At 59.2% G+C, this 17,925-nt stretch carries 16 protein-coding genes; 12 read left to right on the forward strand and 4 right to left on the reverse strand.

Translation table 11 applies throughout. The features are described from left to right. Positions 1-96 precede the first annotated feature (96 nt). Positions 97-1,014, forward strand: coding sequence for a 3-hydroxyacyl-CoA dehydrogenase NAD-binding domain-containing protein (locus tag NH344_RS16410; protein ID WP_228169040.1), 918 nt, complete (start codon positions 97-99; stop codon positions 1,012-1,014). A 101-nt stretch (positions 1,015-1,115) separates the two neighbouring features. On the opposite strand, the gene NH344_RS16415 is transcribed toward NH344_RS16410, so the two are convergent. Then, positions 1,116-2,270, reverse strand: a complete 1,155-nt coding sequence (locus tag NH344_RS16415) for an acyl-CoA dehydrogenase family protein (protein ID WP_228169039.1) — start codon at positions 2,268-2,270, stop codon at positions 1,116-1,118. Between the two features lie 50 nt (positions 2,271-2,320). Continuing rightward, a complete protein-coding gene (locus NH344_RS16420; RefSeq protein ID WP_228169038.1) occupies positions 2,321-3,142 on the reverse strand; it encodes an IclR family transcriptional regulator in 822 nt (273 codons plus the stop codon). 281 nt (positions 3,143-3,423) lie between these two features. Between NH344_RS16420 and NH344_RS16425 the strand changes: the two genes are divergently transcribed. The 11 genes from NH344_RS16425 (at position 3,424) to NH344_RS16475 (ending at position 16,013) form a co-directional block, all read left to right on the forward strand. Then, entirely contained in the window at positions 3,424-4,215 is a 792-nt protein-coding gene (locus tag NH344_RS16425) for an enoyl-CoA hydratase (RefSeq protein ID WP_228169037.1), read from the forward strand. After that, on the forward strand, positions 4,215-5,744 hold the full coding sequence (locus NH344_RS16430; RefSeq protein ID WP_228169036.1) for a 3-hydroxyacyl-CoA dehydrogenase: 1,530 nt from the start codon (positions 4,215-4,217) through the stop codon (positions 5,742-5,744). The genes NH344_RS16425 and NH344_RS16430 overlap by 1 nt, the downstream gene beginning before the upstream one ends. A gap of 41 nt (positions 5,745-5,785) precedes the next feature. Continuing rightward, the gene (locus tag NH344_RS16435; protein ID WP_228169035.1) at positions 5,786-7,009 is read left to right on the forward strand and encodes a CaiB/BaiF CoA-transferase family protein; all 1,224 of its coding nucleotides are present in this window, start codon (positions 5,786-5,788) and stop codon (positions 7,007-7,009) included. A gap of 37 nt (positions 7,010-7,046) precedes the next feature. Next, positions 7,047-7,796: an electron transfer flavoprotein subunit beta/FixA family protein gene (locus NH344_RS16440; protein WP_228169034.1), complete on the forward strand. Its 750-nt coding sequence runs from the start codon at positions 7,047-7,049 to the stop codon at positions 7,794-7,796. Between the two features lie 14 nt (positions 7,797-7,810). Continuing rightward, positions 7,811-8,761, forward strand: a complete 951-nt coding sequence (locus tag NH344_RS16445) for an FAD-binding protein (RefSeq protein WP_228169033.1) — start codon at positions 7,811-7,813, stop codon at positions 8,759-8,761. Between the two features lie 115 nt (positions 8,762-8,876). Further along, positions 8,877-10,544 carry an electron transfer flavoprotein-ubiquinone oxidoreductase gene (locus NH344_RS16450; protein WP_228169032.1) on the forward strand — a complete coding sequence of 556 codons (1,668 nt, stop codon included), beginning with the start codon at positions 8,877-8,879 and terminating at the stop codon, positions 10,542-10,544. Positions 10,545-10,571: 27 nt separating this feature from the next. After that, positions 10,572-11,774 carry a 3-oxoadipyl-CoA thiolase gene (pcaF, locus tag NH344_RS16455; protein ID WP_228169031.1) on the forward strand — a complete coding sequence of 401 codons (1,203 nt, stop codon included), beginning with the start codon at positions 10,572-10,574 and terminating at the stop codon, positions 11,772-11,774. A gap of 258 nt (positions 11,775-12,032) precedes the next feature. Next, on the forward strand, positions 12,033-13,022 hold the full coding sequence (locus NH344_RS16460) for a tripartite tricarboxylate transporter substrate binding protein (protein WP_228169030.1): 990 nt from the start codon (positions 12,033-12,035) through the stop codon (positions 13,020-13,022). 96 nt (positions 13,023-13,118) lie between these two features. Next, entirely contained in the window at positions 13,119-13,619 is a 501-nt protein-coding gene (locus NH344_RS16465; RefSeq protein WP_228169029.1) for a tripartite tricarboxylate transporter TctB family protein, read from the forward strand. Between the two features lie 31 nt (positions 13,620-13,650). Next, positions 13,651-15,153, forward strand: coding sequence for a tripartite tricarboxylate transporter permease (locus NH344_RS16470; protein WP_228169028.1), 1,503 nt, complete (start codon positions 13,651-13,653; stop codon positions 15,151-15,153). A gap of 113 nt (positions 15,154-15,266) precedes the next feature. Beyond that, positions 15,267-16,013: a hypothetical protein gene (locus NH344_RS16475; RefSeq protein WP_228169027.1), complete on the forward strand. Its 747-nt coding sequence runs from the start codon at positions 15,267-15,269 to the stop codon at positions 16,011-16,013. Positions 16,014-16,038: 25 nt separating this feature from the next. Here NH344_RS16475 and NH344_RS16480 read toward each other — a convergent pair whose 3' ends face one another. Both NH344_RS16480 and NH344_RS16485 read right to left on the reverse strand, forming a co-directional pair. Then, positions 16,039-16,308 carry a hypothetical protein gene (locus NH344_RS16480; protein ID WP_228169026.1) on the reverse strand — a complete coding sequence of 90 codons (270 nt, stop codon included), beginning with the start codon at positions 16,306-16,308 and terminating at the stop codon, positions 16,039-16,041. Continuing rightward, entirely contained in the window at positions 16,298-17,899 is a 1,602-nt protein-coding gene (locus tag NH344_RS16485; RefSeq protein ID WP_253028160.1) for an IS66 family transposase, read from the reverse strand. Before NH344_RS16485 ends, NH344_RS16480 begins: the two co-directional genes overlap by 11 nt. Positions 17,900-17,925 lie beyond the last annotated feature (26 nt).

Consider the following 17,925-nt stretch of genomic DNA (forward strand, 5'->3'; position numbering starts at 1 on the left):
ACCATCGGTTACGGACTGCCGGACTTCGCAGAGGAACTCAACTACGGAGTCGATCTATCAACCATCTGAGGGTGGTATCAGATTGATGGGGTGAAGGTGCCCCATCAACCATTAAATCCGTATACCCCTTTTAAAAATGGGCTGGTGGTCGGGGCAGGCACCATGGGGATGAACCTTGCCAAGCTAATGCTTGGTAACGGCATGACGGTGACGGTGCTGGATATCAACCCCAATGTGTTGGAGCGTTGTCGTCAGGCCCTGGAATCTGATTCTGCTAGCAAGGTACAGGCTCACTTTGTCAGCGATTGGTTGCAGGTGGGGGAGTGTGATGTCGTTCTTGAGAGCGTCACTGAAGACCTTACGCTCAAGCAGCGAGTGCTGAAGGATGTGGAGGCTCACGTTGGTGACGCGACACTGATCCTGACCAATACTTCAGGACTTTCTATTGATGAACTTTCTGATGTGCTGGCTCGCCCGGAACGGTTCGTGGGAGCTCATTTCTTTAATCCTGCAGATCTCATACCAACTGTCGAGGTGATCCCTGGGCGATTTACTTTGGATACCTTCGTCGATCACGCAGTTGATTTGCTCCGCGAGCTCGGAAAGCGTCCTGCCGTGCTGAAGCAAAGTGTGCCGGGTTTCGTGGCGAACCGTATTCAGCATGCATTAATGCGTGAATGTCTCTCGATTTTGGAACAAGGCATTGTAGACGCCGAGACATTAGACGATATCGTGCGCTACTCAATTGGTATTCGTCTTGCTATCAACGGGCCGCTACGCCAGCGGGATCTAAATGGGCTGGACACCCATCTTAATATATCGAGCTACCTATATGAGAGCTTGGATAATCGCACCACGCCATCCCCTCTGCTTGAGGCGTTGGTGGAGAAGGGATATCTCGGTCGTAAGAGTGGTAACGGCTTCTATGAGTGGCCTGCAGGAAGTGGGGAGAACTACGATCGTCAGGAGAGAGAGTTGCTTGTACGCCTCCTGTCAATGATGAAAGAGAATTAAGGCTGTCAGGAATAATTGTTATTAATTGCTGATGCGAGAGAAACACCCCCTTGCCTGAGATTGGGGCGATGTTAGGCAAGGGGGCTTAATGCGGAGGTGGCTTAACTCTGGGCTTCTCGAATCATGTTGCGAGAGATGATCACCTGTTGGATTTGGGTGGTGCCTTCATAGAGTCGGAAAAGGCGTACATCGCGATAGAATCGCTCAACGGCGTATTCGCTGATATAGCCGGCTCCGCCATGAATCTGTACCCCACGATCTGCTACGCGGCTGCACATTTCAGTGGCGAACATTTTGGCACAGGAGGCCTCGGTGCTGACGTTCTGGCCTTCATCCCGCTTGCGTGCGGCATCCAGCACCATGCACTTGGCGGCATAGATCTCAGCCTTGGAGTCTGCCAGCATTCCCTGGATCAGCTGGAATTCAGCGATGGGCTTGCCGAATTGCTTGCGTTCCATAGCGAAGCGAAGGGAGTCCTCCAGAACACGCTCGGCTGCGCCCACCGCGATGGCGGCAATATGCAGGCGCCCCTTATCTAGCACTTTCATTGCAGTCTTGAAGCCGACACCTTCCTGCTCGCCAATCAGAGCGCTTTCCGGAACCCGGACATTGTCAAAGATGACATCTGCAGTGTGAGCCCCCTTCTGGCCCATCTTCTTATCGCACTTCCCAATCGTGATGCCCGATGTGTTGGCATCTACGATGAAGGCGCTGATACCTTTGGCACCTTTGATGTCCGGGTTGGTGCGCGCCATGACGGTGAAGATGCCGGCATGCGGCGCGTTGGTGATGTAGCGCTTTGTGCCATTGATAATGTATTCATTCCCATCCTTTACAGCAGTCGTCCTTAATGATGCCGCATCGGACCCCGAATCCGGTTCAGTCAGGCAGAAAGAGCTGAGAATCTCACCGCTGGCCAGGCGTGGCAGGTAGCGGGATTTCTGCTCGTCTGTGCCGTCGAGAAGAATGCCAATTGAACCGATACCGTTGTTGGTCCCGATGAAGGAGCGGAAAGCAGGGGAGGTTCTGCCAAGCTCGAAGGCAATGTTGACTTCTTCCTCCATTGTGACTCCGAGGCCACCAAACTCCTCGGGAATAGTAAGCCCAAACATTCCCATATCGCGCATTTGCGCTACGATGTCGTCAGGAATTTGGTCAGTTTCGGCGACTTCTTCCTCTCGTGGAATAAGCTCTTCGTTGACAAAGCTACGAATAGAGTCAAGAAGAATCTGCATTGTTTCCTGGTCGCGAATCATGATCTCATCTCGCTGATATAGTGGTTGCTGGTCAGTTTTTATCTCGCTGTTTACGAGATTTGGGTATTGATATCATTCACCATCTGTACCAGCCGGGGTCCAATAAATTCTTCAAGTTTCTCGCGAGAAACCTGGAATTCGGGGCCTCCGCAGTTGAACGCGAGCACCCCTAGCTGCGGGTGGTTCAAGGGAACCGCAACCGCATTGACTTTTTTCTGCCAATCGCCCATCGACAGGCAGTAGCCATATTCTGCGTACTCTTTGAAGGCGCCATCCAGTGCTCTGCGAATGTCTGGCCATTCGTCGGGATGGCTCTGCTGTATATGCTCCATGATCACCTCGGCTTCTTCTTGAGGCATAGCGGCCAGGCAGGCGCGACCGGCCGAGCTTTGGTGAATCGGGAGGCGTGTTCCGATCTGGCGGCGAATGGTGGAGCGTAGGGCGCTCTGGACAACGTCCAGGTAGACCATGTCTAAACGGTCACGTGCCGACATCGCCACGGTGGCGCCGACTTCATCGGCGAGGTTCACCATCAAGGGCTGGGCAACCGAGCGAATCGGGAGATTGGAGATCATGGAGTAGCCGAAGGACATCACGCCTACGTCCAGTTGATACTTCCCGCGCGGCAGCGGACGAAGATAGCCGAGCCTGGCGAGGGTGTGGGTCAGCCGGCTCACTGTGGGGCGTGGCAGCCCTGTCTTTCTAGCCAGATCGAGGTTGCTGAGCATGCTATCCCGTGGGGTGAAGCAGCGTAGCAGCTCCAACCCCCGTGCCAGCGATGTCACGAACTGTCGATCCTTCTCCTGCTCTTCCATCGCATGGGTAGGGTCTAGCACGATCTGGAAGTCGCTCTGGCTGTCTTTTTTCTTCACTGAATCCTCGCTCCCGTGGCGGATAGCAGTCATGAAAGTTTGCGCGCACTGTCTCTGTGATGTCAACTCTGCAATCTAAAAGACCGCTTGGCGGACATCTATAAGGGCTGTCATGTCCATCGGGTCGACATCCTCGCTGTTTCTCAAGCCCTCCCCAAAACCACAAGGCGGCGTAAAGCGCGCGCAGCGATGTCGTTGACAGCTTTCTGCCAACCTGTGTAGGTTATCGAGTATAGCAAAATAAATGTCCGCATAACGATCATTTTACTGTGAGGTGGTGCATGAACGACAAGCAGCAGCCCGCCGAGGTATATCTCGCCTCGCTCGACGAAGGGGTGGCGGTGGTTCGCATCGATCGACCATCCGCCAAGAATGCCCTCAACGGCGCCGTTAGGCGTCAGCTCGCCGAACTGTTCTCGTCCCTGGCCCGGCGTGATGACGTGCGGGCTATCGTGCTGACGGGAGGGGAGCAGGTGTTTGTGGCCGGTGCTGACGTCAAGGAGTTTGCCACGGCGTCGCCCACCGAGATGCATTTGCGCCACAACGAGCGGTTCTGGGAGCCCATTGCGCACTGCCCCAAGCCGGTCATTGCTGCGGTCAATGGCTTCGCTCTGGGCGGCGGCTGTGAGCTTGCCATGCACTGCGACATCATCGTGGCCGGCGAGTCCGCCCGGTTCGGGCAACCTGAAGTCAAACTTGGCCTGATGCCCGGCGCTGGAGGGACCCAACGCCTGGTACGCGCGGTGGGTAAGTTCCAGGCGATGCGCATGCTGATGACCGGCTGCATGGTACCGGCGCCTGATGCACTGCGTATGGGGCTAGTCAGCGAGGTCGTCCCCGATGAGCAGACGCTCGAGCGTGCCAAGGCATTGGCTCAGGAAATTGCCCATCTGCCGGCCTTGGCCGTGGAGCAGATCAAGGAGACCGTACTCGCCGGTGCCGACCTGCCGCTTGAGAGTGCGCTAGTCCTCGAGCGGAAGGCCTTCCAGATGCTGTTCGACACCAAGGATCAGAAGGAAGGGGCTGCCGCCTTCATCGAGAAGCGCAAACCGACCTATCGGGGGGAGTCATGATGGCAGGACAAGTGAATCGGCTGGGGATCGTCGGCACTGGTGTGATGGGCGCAGGGATCGCTCAGATAGCAGCTCAGGCCGGTCTCGAGGTCGCGCTGTTCGACAAGCGTGACGGGGCTGCCAGCGCCGCACGTGATGGCCTGCAGGCGACATTCGACAAACTGGTGAGCAAGGGCAAGCTCTCTCGTGAGTCTGCCGAGGAGGCCTTGGCCCATCTTTCCGTCGTCGAGTCGATGACGGCCCTGGCGGATTGCGACCTGGTCATCGAGGCAATCGTCGAGGACCTTGGCATCAAGCAGGCCCTGTTCTCCGAGCTGGAGGCAATCGTGGCCCGCGATTGCATTCTGGTGACCAATACCTCGTCGCTTTCGGTCACGGCTATTGGCGCGGATCTGGCCTGCCCCGACCGGCTTGCCGGCTTCCACTTCTTCAACCCCGTGCCGCTGATGAAGGTCATCGAGGTGATCGGGGGGATCGATACCGACGAGACCGTTATCGACACCCTGCTGAATTTGGCAGACCGGCTCGGGCACACTGGCGTGCGTGCCCAGGATACCCCTGGTTTCATCGTCAACCATGCAGGACGCGCTTACAGCACCGAAGGGTTGAAGATTCTTGAGGAGCGGGTAGCGCCACCGGAGGATATCGATCGGATTCTTCGCGAGGAGGCCGGGTTCCGGATGGGCCCGCTCGAGCTTTTTGATCTGACCGGCTTGGATGTCTCGCATCCTGCGATGGAGTCGATCTTCGAACAGTTCTATCACGATCCGCGTTATCGACCTTCCTCTATCTCTCGGCAGATGCTTAAGGGTAAGCGACTGGGACGCAAGACAGGGGTTGGCTTCTATCGTTATGAGGCAGGCAGGAAAATTGAGGCATTGACGCCACAGCCGGTACCGTGTGTCAGCGAGCTACCGCCGGTCTGGGTGGGGTGTGAGGATGCCGACCTGCGTGCAGACGTCGCGACGCTGCTGGAGTCACTCGGCGGGCGAGTGGAGCCCACAGACTCACCCTCTGAACAGGCGCTCTGCTTGTTGCTCCCCTTGGGTGATGATGCCGTGAGTGCGAGTCAGCACTTCGGCGTCGACCCCGAACGCACACTCTGCCTCGATGTCCTTCTTGGGCTTGAGCGTCATCGCACCCTGATGATGACGCCAGTCACTCGACCGGAGATGCGTGACGCGGCTCATGCGCTGCTGGCATCGGATGGTAGCGGAGTGACGATCATTCGTGACAGTGCTGGATTTGTCTCGCAGCGTGTGCTGGCGTCAGTGGTCAATTTGGCCTGCGAAATTGCTCAGCGTGAAATCGCTACTCCTGTCGATATCGATAATGCCGTCAGGCTGGGACTCAACTACCCCCATGGCCCGTTGGCATGGGGGGATGCGCTGGGCTCGAAGCGCGTGCTTTGTATATTGGAACGTATCTACGCCTTAACGGGTGATCCACGTTATCGGCCAAGCCTTTGGTTGCGCCGTCGCGCCACCCTTGGGGTTTCACTGTTGCACGTAGCGCCAAGTGGCCGATGACATTGGAGACACATCATGTTGGTGGAAGTGGAGAGAGTGCTATGGGTGCACTAACGGGAATTAGGGTACTAGACTTGAGTCGTGTGCTGGCTGGCCCCTGGTGCAGCCAGGTGCTGGCTGATCTTGGTGCGGATGTCGTCAAGGTAGAACGTGTTGGCAGAGGGGATGATACTCGAGCTTGGGGCCCTCCCTATATGAAGGATGCTCAAGGGAACGAGACGCAGGAAGCCTCATACTACCAGTCCACTAACCGAAACAAGCGCTCTGTGGCTATTGATATTGCCACCAAGAAAGGCCAAGAAGTTATCCGTGCGTTGGCCGCAGAGAGCGATGTACTCATCGAAAACTTCAAGGCAGGATCATTGAAGAAGTATGGGCTTGATTATGAATCAATTTCCAAGCTCAACCCCAGGCTGGTGTATTGCTCCATTACAGGGTTCGGCCAGACGGGGCCTCGCGCGCAGGAGCCCGGCTATGATTTCATCATCCAGGGCATGGGAGGGTTGATGAGCATCACCGGGGAGCGTGATGGCGTCCCTGGTGGTGGCCCGCAGAAGGTGGGCGTGGCGGTCACCGACGTGATGACGGGGCTGTACTCGGTCATTGCCATTCAGGCCGCGCTGCTGGCACGCGAGAAGACTGGCCGTGGCCAGTATTGCGATATGGCGTTGCTGGATGTGCAGTTGGCCGCACTGGGGAACCAGAGTCAGAGCTATCTCAGCACCGGTGTTTCGCCTGGGCGGTATGGTAATGCGCATGCCAATATTGTTCCTTATAACTCCTTTCATGCGAGCGACAAGGACTTTATCATCGCCTGTGGCAATGATTCACAGTTTTCGTCTTTATGTGACGCCATTGGATTGCCGGAGCTGTCCACTGACCCTCGGTTCTCGAAAAACGAAAATCGCATCAGAAATCGGGATGCCATCACCCAGATTCTTTCGGATCATTTTAAACGTGATGCCGCTGAAGTGTGGGTAGAAAAAATTAGCAAAGCCAAGGTGCCGGTTGGAGTCATTAATGATATTGCCGATGCGCTTGCCGAACCTCAGGTGGATGCACGTGGTATGTTGGTTAACATACCCCATTCCATGAATCCTGATTTCAAGATGGTCGGTAGCCCGATTCATATGTCTGATACTCCGGTGGAGTACAAGAGGCCTGCGCCACTTCTTGGGCAGGATACTGACGATGTGTTGGCCGAATACCTAAATCTCTCCCCAGAGCAGTTGTCGCAACTCAAAGGCGACGGTGTGGTGGGTTAATTTTTCCAAGAGTCTTGAGCATTACTGAGGAGTGCTGATGAAAGTCCTCGTCGCTGTCAAACGTGTCATCGATTACAACGTGAAGATTCGGGTCAAGCCCGACCTCTCCGACGTCGACCTCACCAACGTCAAGATGGCCATGAACCCCTTCTGCGAGATCGCCGTGGAAGAGGCGGTGCGCCTGAAGGAAAAGGGCGTCGCCACCGAGGTGGTCGCCGTCACCGTCGGCCCCAAGGCCGCCCAGGAGCAGCTGCGCACCGCGCTCGCGCTGGGCGCCGACCGCGCCATTCACGTCGAGACCTACGAGCGGGTCGAGTCGCTGGGCGCCGCCAAGGCGCTGGCCAAGGTGGCCGAGGAGGAGCAGCCGGGCCTGGTGATCCTCGGCAAGCAGGCCATCGACACCGACAACAACCAGACCGGCCAGATGCTGGCGGCCCTCACCGGCCTGCCCCAGGGCACCTTCGCCTCCGAGGTGAAGGTCGAGGGGGAGAAGTTCCAGGTGACCCGCGAGGTCGACGGCGGCCTGCAGACCGTCGAGCTGAGCCTGCCCGCCATCATCACCACCGACCTGCGCCTGAACGAGCCGCGCTATGCCAAGCTGCCGGACATCATGAAGGCCAAGAAGAAGCCCCTGGACGTCAAGACCCCGGCGGATCTCGGTGTCGAGGTGGCCTCCAAGGTCAAGCTGCTCAAGGTCGAGCCGCCGGCCGAGCGCCAGGGCGGCGTCAAGGTGGGCTCCGTGGATGAGCTGGTCGACAAACTCAAGAACGAAGCCAAAGTGCTTTGATAGGAGCTGATCTCATGAGCATTCTGGTACTCGCTGAACATCACGACGGCGCCCTGGCCTGCGCCACCGCCCATGTGGTTTCCGCTGCCAAGCAGATTGTCAAAGAGAGCGGTGGCGATATCGATGTGCTGGTGGCCGGCGAAGGCGTCGCCGCCATCGCCGAGGCCGCCGCCAGGCTGGACGGCGTCTCCCGCGTGCGCGTGGCCGACCACGCCGCCTACGCCCACCTGCTGGCCGAGCCCACCGCGGCGCTGCTCAACGAGCTGGCCGGCGATTACACCCACCTGCTGGCGGCCGCCTCCACCACCGGCAAGAACGTGCTGCCCCGCGTCGCCGCCCTGAAGGACGTCGCCCAGATCTCCGAGATCATCGCGGTGGAGTCCCCGGACACCTTCAAGCGCCCGATCTACGCCGGCAACGCCATCGCCACCGTGCAGAGCGAGGACGCCCTCAAGGTGATCACCGTGCGCACCACCGGCTTCGATGCCTGCCCTGATAGAGGGACCGAGAGTGGCAGTGCCGCCGTCGAGGCGGTGGACGTCGTGGCCGACAACGCCCAGTCCACCTTCCTCAAGGAAGAGCTGGCCAAGTCCGACCGCCCCGAGCTGGGTGCCGCCCGGGTGGTGATCTCCGGTGGCCGCGGCATGGGCAACGGCGAGAACTTCAAGCTGCTCGACGGCATCGCCGACAAGCTGGGCGCGGCCATCGGTGCCTCGCGCGCCGCGGTGGACGCCGGCTTCGTGCCCAACGACATGCAGGTGGGCCAGACCGGCAAGATCGTCGCGCCTGAGCTCTACATCGCCGTGGGTATCTCGGGTGCCATCCAGCACCTGGCCGGCATGAAGGACTCCAAGGTGATCGTCGCCATCAACAAGGACGAGGAGGCGCCGATCTTCCAGGTGGCCGACTATGGCTTGGTCGCCGACCTCTTCCAGGCGCTGCCGGAGCTTGAGGGGCGTCTCTAACCCTCCCGCAACCCCTGATCATCATGACGCCGAGGCCAAAAGCTCTCTCGGCTTGCCGGCGGGAAGGAGTCGAACTCTGACCCGTCGGCTTTATTCTTCGACAGTGGGACTTTTCATGACATCGGTAACCGAACGCGATTCGATGGACTTCGATGTGGTCATCGTCGGCGCCGGGCCTTCGGGGCTGGCCGCGGCGTGCCGGCTGATGCAGCAGGCCAATGCCGCCGAGCAGGAGCTCAGCGTCTGCGTGGTAGAGAAGGGCTCCGAGGTGGGCGCCCATATCCTCTCCGGCGCCGTCTTCGAGCCCCGCGCCCTGGCCGAGCTCTTCCCCGACTGGGAGGAGCGCGGCGCGCCGCTGACCACCCCAGCGATCCGCGACGAGCTCTACCTGCTCAAGGATGCCGAGAAGGCCCAGAAGCTGCCCAACGCCCTGGTGCCGAAGTCCATGCATAACACCGGCGGAGACCTCACCCGCTATGTGATCAGCGCCGGCAACCTGTGCCGCTGGCTGGCCGAGCAGGCCGAGGGCCTGGGCGTGGAGATCTTCCCCGGCTTCGCCGCCCAGGAGGCGATCGTCGAGGAGGGGGTGGTCAAGGGCATCCTGATCGGCGACATGGGCGTGGGCGCCGACGGCGAGCCCAAGGACAGCTACATGCCAGGCATGGAGCTGCGCGCCAAGTACACCCTGTTCGCCGAGGGCGCCCGCGGCCATATCGGTAAGCGGCTGATCCGGGAATATGACCTCGACGCCGGCCGCGACCCCCAGCACTACGGCATCGGCCTGAAGGAGCTGTGGGACATCCCCGCCGAGCAGCACGAGCCCGGCCTGGTCCTCCACGGCTCCGGCTGGCCGCTCGACAAGTCCACCCACGGCGGCTGGTTCCTCTACCACGCCGAGAACCAGCAGGTGGTGGTGGGCCTGATCATGGACCTCTCCTACCGCAACCCCTGGCTGTCGCCCTTCGACGAGTTCCAGCGCATGAAGCACCACCCGGTGCTGGCCAAACACCTCGCGGACGGCAAGCGCATCGCCTATGGCGCCCGCGCCATCACCAAGGGCGGCCTCAACTGTCTGCCCAAGATGTCCTTCCCGGGTGGCCTCTTGATCGGCTGCGACGCCGGCACCTTGAACTTCGCCAAGATCAAGGGGCTGCACACCGCCATGAAGTCCGGCCTGGTGGCCGCCGAGGCGGTCTTCGAGGCCATCAGTGCAGGTGATGAAGGAGGGCACGAGCTAACGACCTTCAATGTCATGTGGGAGTCCAGCTGGGCCTACGCCGAGCTAAAGGGGAGTGCCAGCTTCGGCCCGGCGATCCACAAGTACGGCACCGTGGGCGGCGGCGCCTACAACTTCCTCAACCAGCTGCTCGGCGGCAAGCTGCCCAACGTCCACGACACCACGCCGGATCACGCGGCGCTCAAGCCCGCCGCCGCAATCGAGAAGATCGACTACCCCAAGCCCGACGGCAAGCTCTCCTTCGACAAGCTCTCCTCGGTGTTCCTGTCGAGCACCAACCACGAGGAGGACCAGCCCTGCCACCTGCGCCTGGCGGACCCGGAGCTTCCGATCCGCGACAACCTGCCCGAGTATGCCGAGCCCGCCCAGCGCTACTGCCCGGCCGGGGTCTACGAAGTGATCGAGGGGGACGACGTCAAGCCGCAGTTCCAGATCAACTTCCAGAACTGCGTGCACTGCAAGACCTGCGACATCAAGGACCCGGCCCAGAACATCACCTGGGTGGCGCCCGAGGGCGGCGGCGGGCCCAACTATCCCAATATGTGAACCTAAGTTTCTAATATGGAGCATGTTATGAGCGACGTATTCCTCTGCCATCCGCGGCGCAGCGCCGTGGGCCGCTTCGGCGGCACCCTTTCCAGCGTGCGCCCCGACGACCTGGCGGCCACCATCTTCAAGGCGGTGCTGGCCGAGACGCCGAATCTCGACCCTGCCGCCATCGAAGAGGTCTTCATGGGCTGCGCCAACCAGGCCGGCGAGGACAACCGCAGCGTGGCGCGCATGTCGCTGCTGCTGGCGGGCATGCCGGTATCCATCCCCGGCACCACCCTGAACCGCCTGTGCGGCTCCGGCATGGACGCGGTGGGCACCGCCTTTCGCGCCATCAAGGCCGGCGAGATGGACCTGGCGCTGGCCGGTGGCGTGGAGTCGATGTCCCGGGCCCCCTACGTGATGGGCAAGGCCGACAGCGCCTTCTCCCGGGGCCAGCAGATCGAGGACACCACCATCGGCTGGCGTTTCATCAACCCGCTGATGCAGAAAGCCTACGGCGTCGACTCGATGCCGGAGACCGCCGAGAACGTGGCCGAACAGTTCAAGATCTCCCGCGAGGACCAGGACGCCTTCGCCCTGCGCTCCCAGCAGAAGGCCGCTGCCGCCCAGGCCGCCGGCCGCTTCGCGCTGGAGATCACTGCCATCGAGATTCCGCGCCGCAAGCAGGAACCGCTGCGCTTCGACCAGGACGAGCACCTGCGTGCGACGACGCTCGAGAAGCTCGCCGGGCTACCGACGCCGTTCCGGGAAGGTGGCAGCGTCACCGCCGGCAACGCCTCCGGGGTCAACGACGGCGCCGCCGCCATGCTGGTGGCCAGTGCCGCTGCGGTGGAGCAGCACGGCCTCACCCCCATGGCGAAGATCCTCGGCATGGCCACCGCCGGCGTCGAGCCGCGCATCATGGGCATCGGCCCGATGCCCGCGGTGCAGAAGCTGCTCGCGCGCACCGGCGTGTCGCTGGACGAGATCGACGTGATCGAGCTCAACGAGGCCTTCGCCGCCCAAGCGCTCGCCTGCCTGCGCGAACTGGGGATTGCCGACGACGACCCGCGGGTCAACCCCAACGGCGGCGCCATCGCGCTGGGCCACCCGCTGGGCATGTCCGGCGCCCGCCTGCTGCTGACCGCGGCCCACGAGCTGCAGAAGAGCGGCAAGCGATACGCCCTGTGCACCATGTGTGTGGGCGTGGGTCAGGGCATTGCGACCTTGATCGAGAGGGTTTGAGGACCCGTCCTAGCATTCTGCTGGGGTCATGTGTTGTTGGCCACTACAAGCGAATGGGTCTGATGAGCTTGATCACGAAGGTGGAGCGAGCCGTAACCCCATGAATGTCAAAGCAAAAAACCTTAAGTCAGGGAAGGGGTGGGTCGGGGGTTGCGGCTAAAGTCGCATACCTGGCCTTCGGCATAGCAAAGTAGTCTACGGACTAAATGCGAATCAAAAGTCCGCATAGCGTTCATTTCAATTATGAAGGAGCAAAATATGAATAAGCTGCTCAACGCACTCTGCGTGGCAACCTGTGGCGGCGCAGTGGCGCTGACGCTGGCCGTCTCCAGCGCTCAAGCATCGGAATGGCCTACTGGTGACGTCCGCTTGGTGGTGCCCTATGGGCCCGGCGGCACTACCGACGTTCTGTCGCGACGAGTGGCGGACCTGCTGAAGGATGAGATTGGTGCGAATGTGGTAGTAGAAAATCGCCCAGGTGCTGGCTCCACGGTGGCCACCGGCCGGCTTGCCCGCGGTGGTCGCGATGCTGCTCATACTATCCTGATGGCTTCACCCGGCCACACCATTGGTGCTGCCATCTATCCCAACCTGGCCTACGACCCGGTTGAGGACTTTGTGTTTATCCAGAACATGCTGGATATCCCAAATGTCATGGTGGTTCCGGCCAACAGCCCGTACGAGAGCGTGGTGGAGTTCATCGAGGCCGCTCAAGACCAGAACATGTCATTCAGCAGTCCCGGTGTAGGTAGTTCTGTGCATATGTCTGGTGAGCTGTTCAAGACGCTGACAGGCTCGAATATGACAAACGTGCCATTTGCTGGCAGTGGCGCGGCGTTGCCGGCTCTCCTCGGTGGGGACGTTGACGTCTCCTTCGAGAACATGCCCACGGTATTCTCTCACATCCAGTCAGGTGACCTCAGGGCACTGGCTGTGACCTCCGAAGAGCGTTCGGAGTATCTCCCCGATGTGCCGACTTTGAAAGAGATCGGCGAGTATAATCTTGATCAGTTTGTCACCACTGCTTGGTTTGGTCTGATCGCTCACAGCTCCTTCCCTGACGAGGCTTTCGCCACGATGCAGGAAGCTCTCCAAAAAGTAATGGAGCGTGAGGAGTTCACCAGCTTCGTAGAGCAGCTGGGAGGGGAGAAGGGAACTGTTGCTGGCGACGATTTCAAGGCCTTTGTCGCCGATGAAGTGACCCGCTGGGATGGAGTGGCGGCGGAGGCCGGTATTCGCCAGGAGTAAGTCACTTTTCTGTCACGGCATGGTGAGGCGAGGGCACGTTGCCCTCGCCTCAGTGGTTTCCATGCGGAGTTTTTACACGTGAAAGGGTTTTTCCCGATGACGAAGTCTCACCCTTCCCACCGCATGCTGGTCAAAGATTCCTTGGATGTGGTCGCTGGAGTGCTGCTGCTGTGCTTTTCGCTGCTGCTTTTACTGTATTTGATTCCCAATCACATTGGAGAACCGCCCATTCTGCAGAATCCGATGATGTCGCCGCGCTGGCTGCCGACCATCGTCGGGTGGCTACTCGTGGTATTTTCAGCCCTCATGATTATCCAAGGGGTGCTGGTCGCTGACGATGGTGAGGAGAGCGGGCGTCGCTTCGAGCGTGGTCCATGGTTACGTTTTGCGCTGATGGTGTTGGCACTAGTGGTATATGTTGGCCTGTTCGAGATGCTGGGCGCCATCATTAGCGGAATTCTCGCCACTCTGATCCTGTTTGTCGCCCATCCTGTGCGCACCTTGCGGGTCTACAGTCTGGCCGTTGCCTTCCCGGTAGGCGTATCGCTGCTGTTTACCGAGGTCATGAACGTTCCGCTTCCGATGCTGCCGTTCTGATCCGATGGCCATCCTCAAGATCTGGTGAGATATGGATAATATTACTGAAGTACTACAGTTATTCCTTGCGACAGAGAACTTTATCGCGATAGCGGTAGGGGTGGTGGTTGGTGTCACCGTCGGCTCGATCCCTGGTCTTACCGCCACCATGGCGGTGGCCCTGGCGCTACCCTTTACATTCTCCATGGAGCCGGTGGCCGCCATCCTGTTGCTTGTGGGGATCTATAAGGGGGGCATGTATGGCGGTTCGATTACCGCGATTCTGATCCGTACGCCGGGATCGCCGGCATCGGCCTGTACGTTGCTGGATGGCTATCCGCTTGCCCAGCAGGGGAATGCGAAAAAAGCGCTAAAGATGGCGCTCTACTCCTCTGTCATTGCAGACTTTATCTCTAATATTGCGCTCATCTTCTTTGCCGCCTATCTGGCCAAGATAGCGCTCAACTTTGGTGCCCCAGAGTTTTTCTGGCTGATTTGCTTCTCACTGACCATCATTATATCGCTGGCCAGTGGCTCCATGATCAAGGGGCTGATTGCGGCCCTGCTGGGCATCCTGCTCTCATTGGTAGGGTTGGATTCAGTGTTTGGCTCTCAGCGGCTGACCTTTAATAATTATAACCTGATGGACAGTATCTCGTTCATTCCGCTGTTGATTGGGCTTTTTGCGATTCCTGAGATTATCGAATTCTACCGAAAGAAAGTGGTCCCGCACCTGCGCGCGAAGGCGAGCGGCGTCGGCGTGACAATGGCTGAGTTTAAGCGAAGCATCAAGAGCATTGTTCGTGGTAGCCTGATTGGCGTGGTGATTGGCGCTATTCCTGGGACAGGCGCTACCGCGGCAGCGTTCATCTCTTACAGTGATGCCAAGCGGCGTTCCCCCAATCGCGATAAGTTTGGGAAGGGAGAGGTGGAAGGTGTTGCCGCCTCAGAGGCGGGGAACAACGGCGTGGCTGGTGCCACCATGATTCCGCTGCTGTCGCTGGGTATTCCCGGTGACGTCATTACGGCCATTATCCTGGGTGCCTTCATGGTCCATGGCTTGACGCCGGGACCGATCCTGTTCCAGGAAAATCTCCCTCTGATCTATGCGCTGTTCCTGGGGATCATGCTGAGTTCAGTGATCTTGCTGTTCGTTGGTAACGCAGCAATTCGCTATTTTTCGCTGATTGCTGATATTCCCAAGGCGATTCTTTTTCCGATCGTGCTGATGTTCTGTGTGTATGGGGCATATGCGGTCAATAATGATACCTTCGATGTGTGGTTGATGTTGGCCTTTGGACTGCTCGGCTATGTGTTCAATCGTACCGGGATACCAGCAGCTCCCTTCTTGATTGGTTTTATCCTGGGTCCGATGTTCGAAGATAACCTGCGTCGCTCACTGCTGATTGGCTCCAACGACCTGTCGATCTTTGTGCGCGGTCCGATCACTTGGTTCTTTATTGCTCTAACGGTCGGCTCCATTTCGCTGGCCATCTATCGCCTCATTACGGCACGCAAAGAACCGAAACGAAGCGTAGATGAGTCCAGTACATGATGCCAAGGGCATAGTGCCCGTGATATTGCACCGGTCGGTGGGATCGACCGGTGCGTAAGGGAATCGAGCCGGCCACCATTTGAGGCCGGCTCTCCTGTTGCCAGGGAGGCTGATTGCCGGTGAAATTTTTTGGAAGAGATCTGGTTACAACCAAATGGACTAGTCACCTGCTTGCAGGTATTGTGGTGCTGGCAATTGCGCACATGTTGAGTGGCGCATTAATTATCGCAAGCTTGGCTCAGTTGCTGTTGGTGTTGTTTCTTTTGTTGGGATGGCCTCGATTCAGTTCGATGGCGCGCCTCTTGGTTATTGCCTGCATCCTAATGTCTCTTTTCGCCATTTGGTGGCTCCCTGCTCCTTGGGTAGTGCTGCATGAGGCGGCAGCTGGATTCGTTTTCCTCGCGGCGTTTATGACCGTACTGGCCTTATTGCGCCTCCCTGCCTATCGCTCAAAGCTAATTCATCGCTGTGGTCAGAGTCTGTTGATGCAGCCACCGACCTGGCGTTATCCGATGCTCTCGTTGGGTTCCACATTGTTTGGCATCGTGCTGAATTTTGGTGTATTGAATCTGTTCATGTCGATGATTGACAAGGCCAATACCCTCGGCGCTGCTCAGGGGAGAGTGTGGGTGCAGGAAGTGCGTCGTCGTCGCATGTTGTTAGCAACCTTGCGAGGCTTCACCCTGGCGCCGCTGGTCTCACCGTTGGGTATCGGTGTCGCAGTGGTGTTGGGCAACCTGGAGTCGCTAACTTGGGGAGAACTGTTTCCCTATGTGCTAGCATCTGCCACCGTATTGTTTTTGCTGGGATGGGGCTGCGACCAGCTTGCAGGTCCGCGTCCAAGAGCCGTTAAAACGTAAGCGTTCATTCCAAGACGTAGTTGACCTACTTCACGTCACGGAGGGGCCTTAATAACTCCGGCGAGACCTTGTATTGCTTCCTGCCATCCTCGCCCAGCACGATCACACTCTTGCGGTTGATCTTGGTGACGATCCCCAATACCGGGCCTTCCCGGCCCTCGAAGGTCACCTTCAGGCCAACCCGCAACTGACTCAGCGCCTGGAGATTTGCCTGATCCCGGAGCTCATCAATGCGTCGGCAGATATACTGATTCAGTTCCAGCAACTGGTCGATGCTCATGTCATCAATGCGCATGAACGGTGGCCTCCGGCTGTGGGTTCTGGCGATCAGGATGACATGGGTCGATCAGCGCCCGTAACGGGTTCTCGGCGAACCGGGTTTTCCAGAGTCGGGGCGTCAGGTCGCTGACTTCAAGGGCCGGGTGCTGGCTGATGCGTTGCAGCACGTCCACCAGATATGTGTACGGGGTAATATCGTGCAGCTTGCAGGTGCTGATCAGGCTCTGGATGATGCCCAGGTGTTCGGCGCCCAGCTCGGTCCAGCAGAACATCCATTTTTTCTTGCCCATTGGAATGGGGCGTAGCGCCCGCTCCAGGTGGTTGGTGTCTGGCTGCACGTCCGGGTTTTCCAGGAATACGGTCAGGCTGGCTTCCCGGCTGAGCACGTAGTTCAGGGCCTTGGTCAGCGGGTCGCTGGGCACGAGGCCGCCTTGTGCCAACTGATCCCGGCACCACTGGAAGAAGTCGCTGACCACCGGCTTCGAGTGATCCAACCGGTACTGGCGTTTCTTCTCGCCAGTTAGCCCCTGGGTTTTGATGATCTCTTCATTCCGGTACACCTTGGCGATCTGTTGCAGCGCGTCGGTGACGGTCTCCGGGTGATCTTTCTGTGCTTCGATAAAATAACGACGACCATGCACCCAACATTGGGCATGGGTGACGCTCTCCTGAGCGGCAGCGTAGCGGGCATAGGCCGCGTAGCCGTCACTGATCAGGGTGCCGCTGAACGATTCGCTGAGTACTTCTTCGATATGGGCACGCCCACGGCTGTTCGAGTAGGTGAACACCACCTCGTCGGCATCGCCGTACAGCGGCCAGAACCAGCCGGATTTCATCTTGCCTTTTTGCGGGCCTGCGCGCCCCTGGTGGCCGGCCTTGATGGGCGTTTCATCCATCGCCAGCACCCGGCTGCGCAACACGTTGTCGGTCTGGGCATCCACTACGGGGCGCAGCAGATCGATGGCCCGCTTGACCAGGTTGGTCAGGGTGCTGCGACTGACGGTGATACCGGCCTGCTGGATGCGCTGGTGTTGACGATACAGCGGCAAGTGGAACTGGAACTTGTCCACCAGCAGCCCGGCCAGCAGGCTGACGTCGGCCAGGCTGTTGTCCAGCACGTTGAACGGGGCCGGTGTGGTGATGGGCTTCTCGGTGCCCTTGCGCCGGAACACCGGGCGTTCGCACTTGAGCACCACATAACTGGAGGCCCGCTGGGCCAGCCGGAAGGTAGTCTTGCTGCCAATCACTTCGTACTGATCGGCCTCCGGCCCGGTCAGCTCTGGCGGCAGGTGCTCGATCACTTCCACCGGTACATCCGCCGTAAAGCGCAGGCCGGTGTCGTTCAGGCAGTCGTCATCGCGCTGCTTTTTGCCGGTGCCGCGCTGGTAGGCCTTGATGGTGCGCTTTTCTTCCTCGGCAGGCTGTTCCGGTAGCGGTGCGTCATCCGGTTGGAACAGGTTGTCCTGTTCCGGAATATCGTAAACCTGTTTCTCGGATTTGGGGCCGAACAGCTGCTTCTTGAACCAGTCTAACTGGTGTTTCAACTGCCGAATGGATTCCGCCTGGGCCTCCAACTGCTCGCGCTGCAACGCATTTTCCTCGGCCAGGGCCGAGTAGGAAGGTGCATTGGGTT

The organism is Halomonas sp. Ps84H-12, assembly GCF_024124725.1.
GTDB classification, from domain to species: Bacteria; Pseudomonadota; Gammaproteobacteria; order Pseudomonadales; family Halomonadaceae; genus Vreelandella; species Vreelandella aquamarina.

Excerpts from the sequence above, each read along its gene's own strand:
- NH344_RS16415 (WP_228169039.1), bottom strand. The coding sequence starts at position 2,270 with ATGATTCGCGACCAGGAAACAATGCAGATTCTTCTTGACTCTATTCGT.
- NH344_RS16425 (WP_228169037.1), top strand. The coding sequence starts at position 3,424 with ATGAACGACAAGCAGCAGCCCGCCGAGGTATATCTCGCCTCGCTCGAC.
- NH344_RS16430 (WP_228169036.1), top strand. The coding sequence starts at position 4,215 with ATGGCAGGACAAGTGAATCGGCTGGGGATCGTCGGCACTGGTGTGATG.
- NH344_RS16435 (WP_228169035.1), top strand. The coding sequence starts at position 5,786 with ATGGGTGCACTAACGGGAATTAGGGTACTAGACTTGAGTCGTGTGCTG.
- NH344_RS16440 (WP_228169034.1), top strand. The coding sequence starts at position 7,047 with ATGAAAGTCCTCGTCGCTGTCAAACGTGTCATCGATTACAACGTGAAG.
- NH344_RS16445 (WP_228169033.1), top strand. The coding sequence starts at position 7,811 with ATGAGCATTCTGGTACTCGCTGAACATCACGACGGCGCCCTGGCCTGC.
- NH344_RS16450 (WP_228169032.1), top strand. The coding sequence starts at position 8,877 with ATGACATCGGTAACCGAACGCGATTCGATGGACTTCGATGTGGTCATC.
- pcaF (WP_228169031.1), top strand. The coding sequence starts at position 10,572 with ATGAGCGACGTATTCCTCTGCCATCCGCGGCGCAGCGCCGTGGGCCGC.
- NH344_RS16460 (WP_228169030.1), top strand. The coding sequence starts at position 12,033 with ATGAATAAGCTGCTCAACGCACTCTGCGTGGCAACCTGTGGCGGCGCA.
- NH344_RS16465 (WP_228169029.1), top strand. The coding sequence starts at position 13,119 with ATGACGAAGTCTCACCCTTCCCACCGCATGCTGGTCAAAGATTCCTTG.
- NH344_RS16470 (WP_228169028.1), top strand. The coding sequence starts at position 13,651 with ATGGATAATATTACTGAAGTACTACAGTTATTCCTTGCGACAGAGAAC.
- NH344_RS16480 (WP_228169026.1), bottom strand. The coding sequence starts at position 16,308 with ATGCGCATTGATGACATGAGCATCGACCAGTTGCTGGAACTGAATCAG.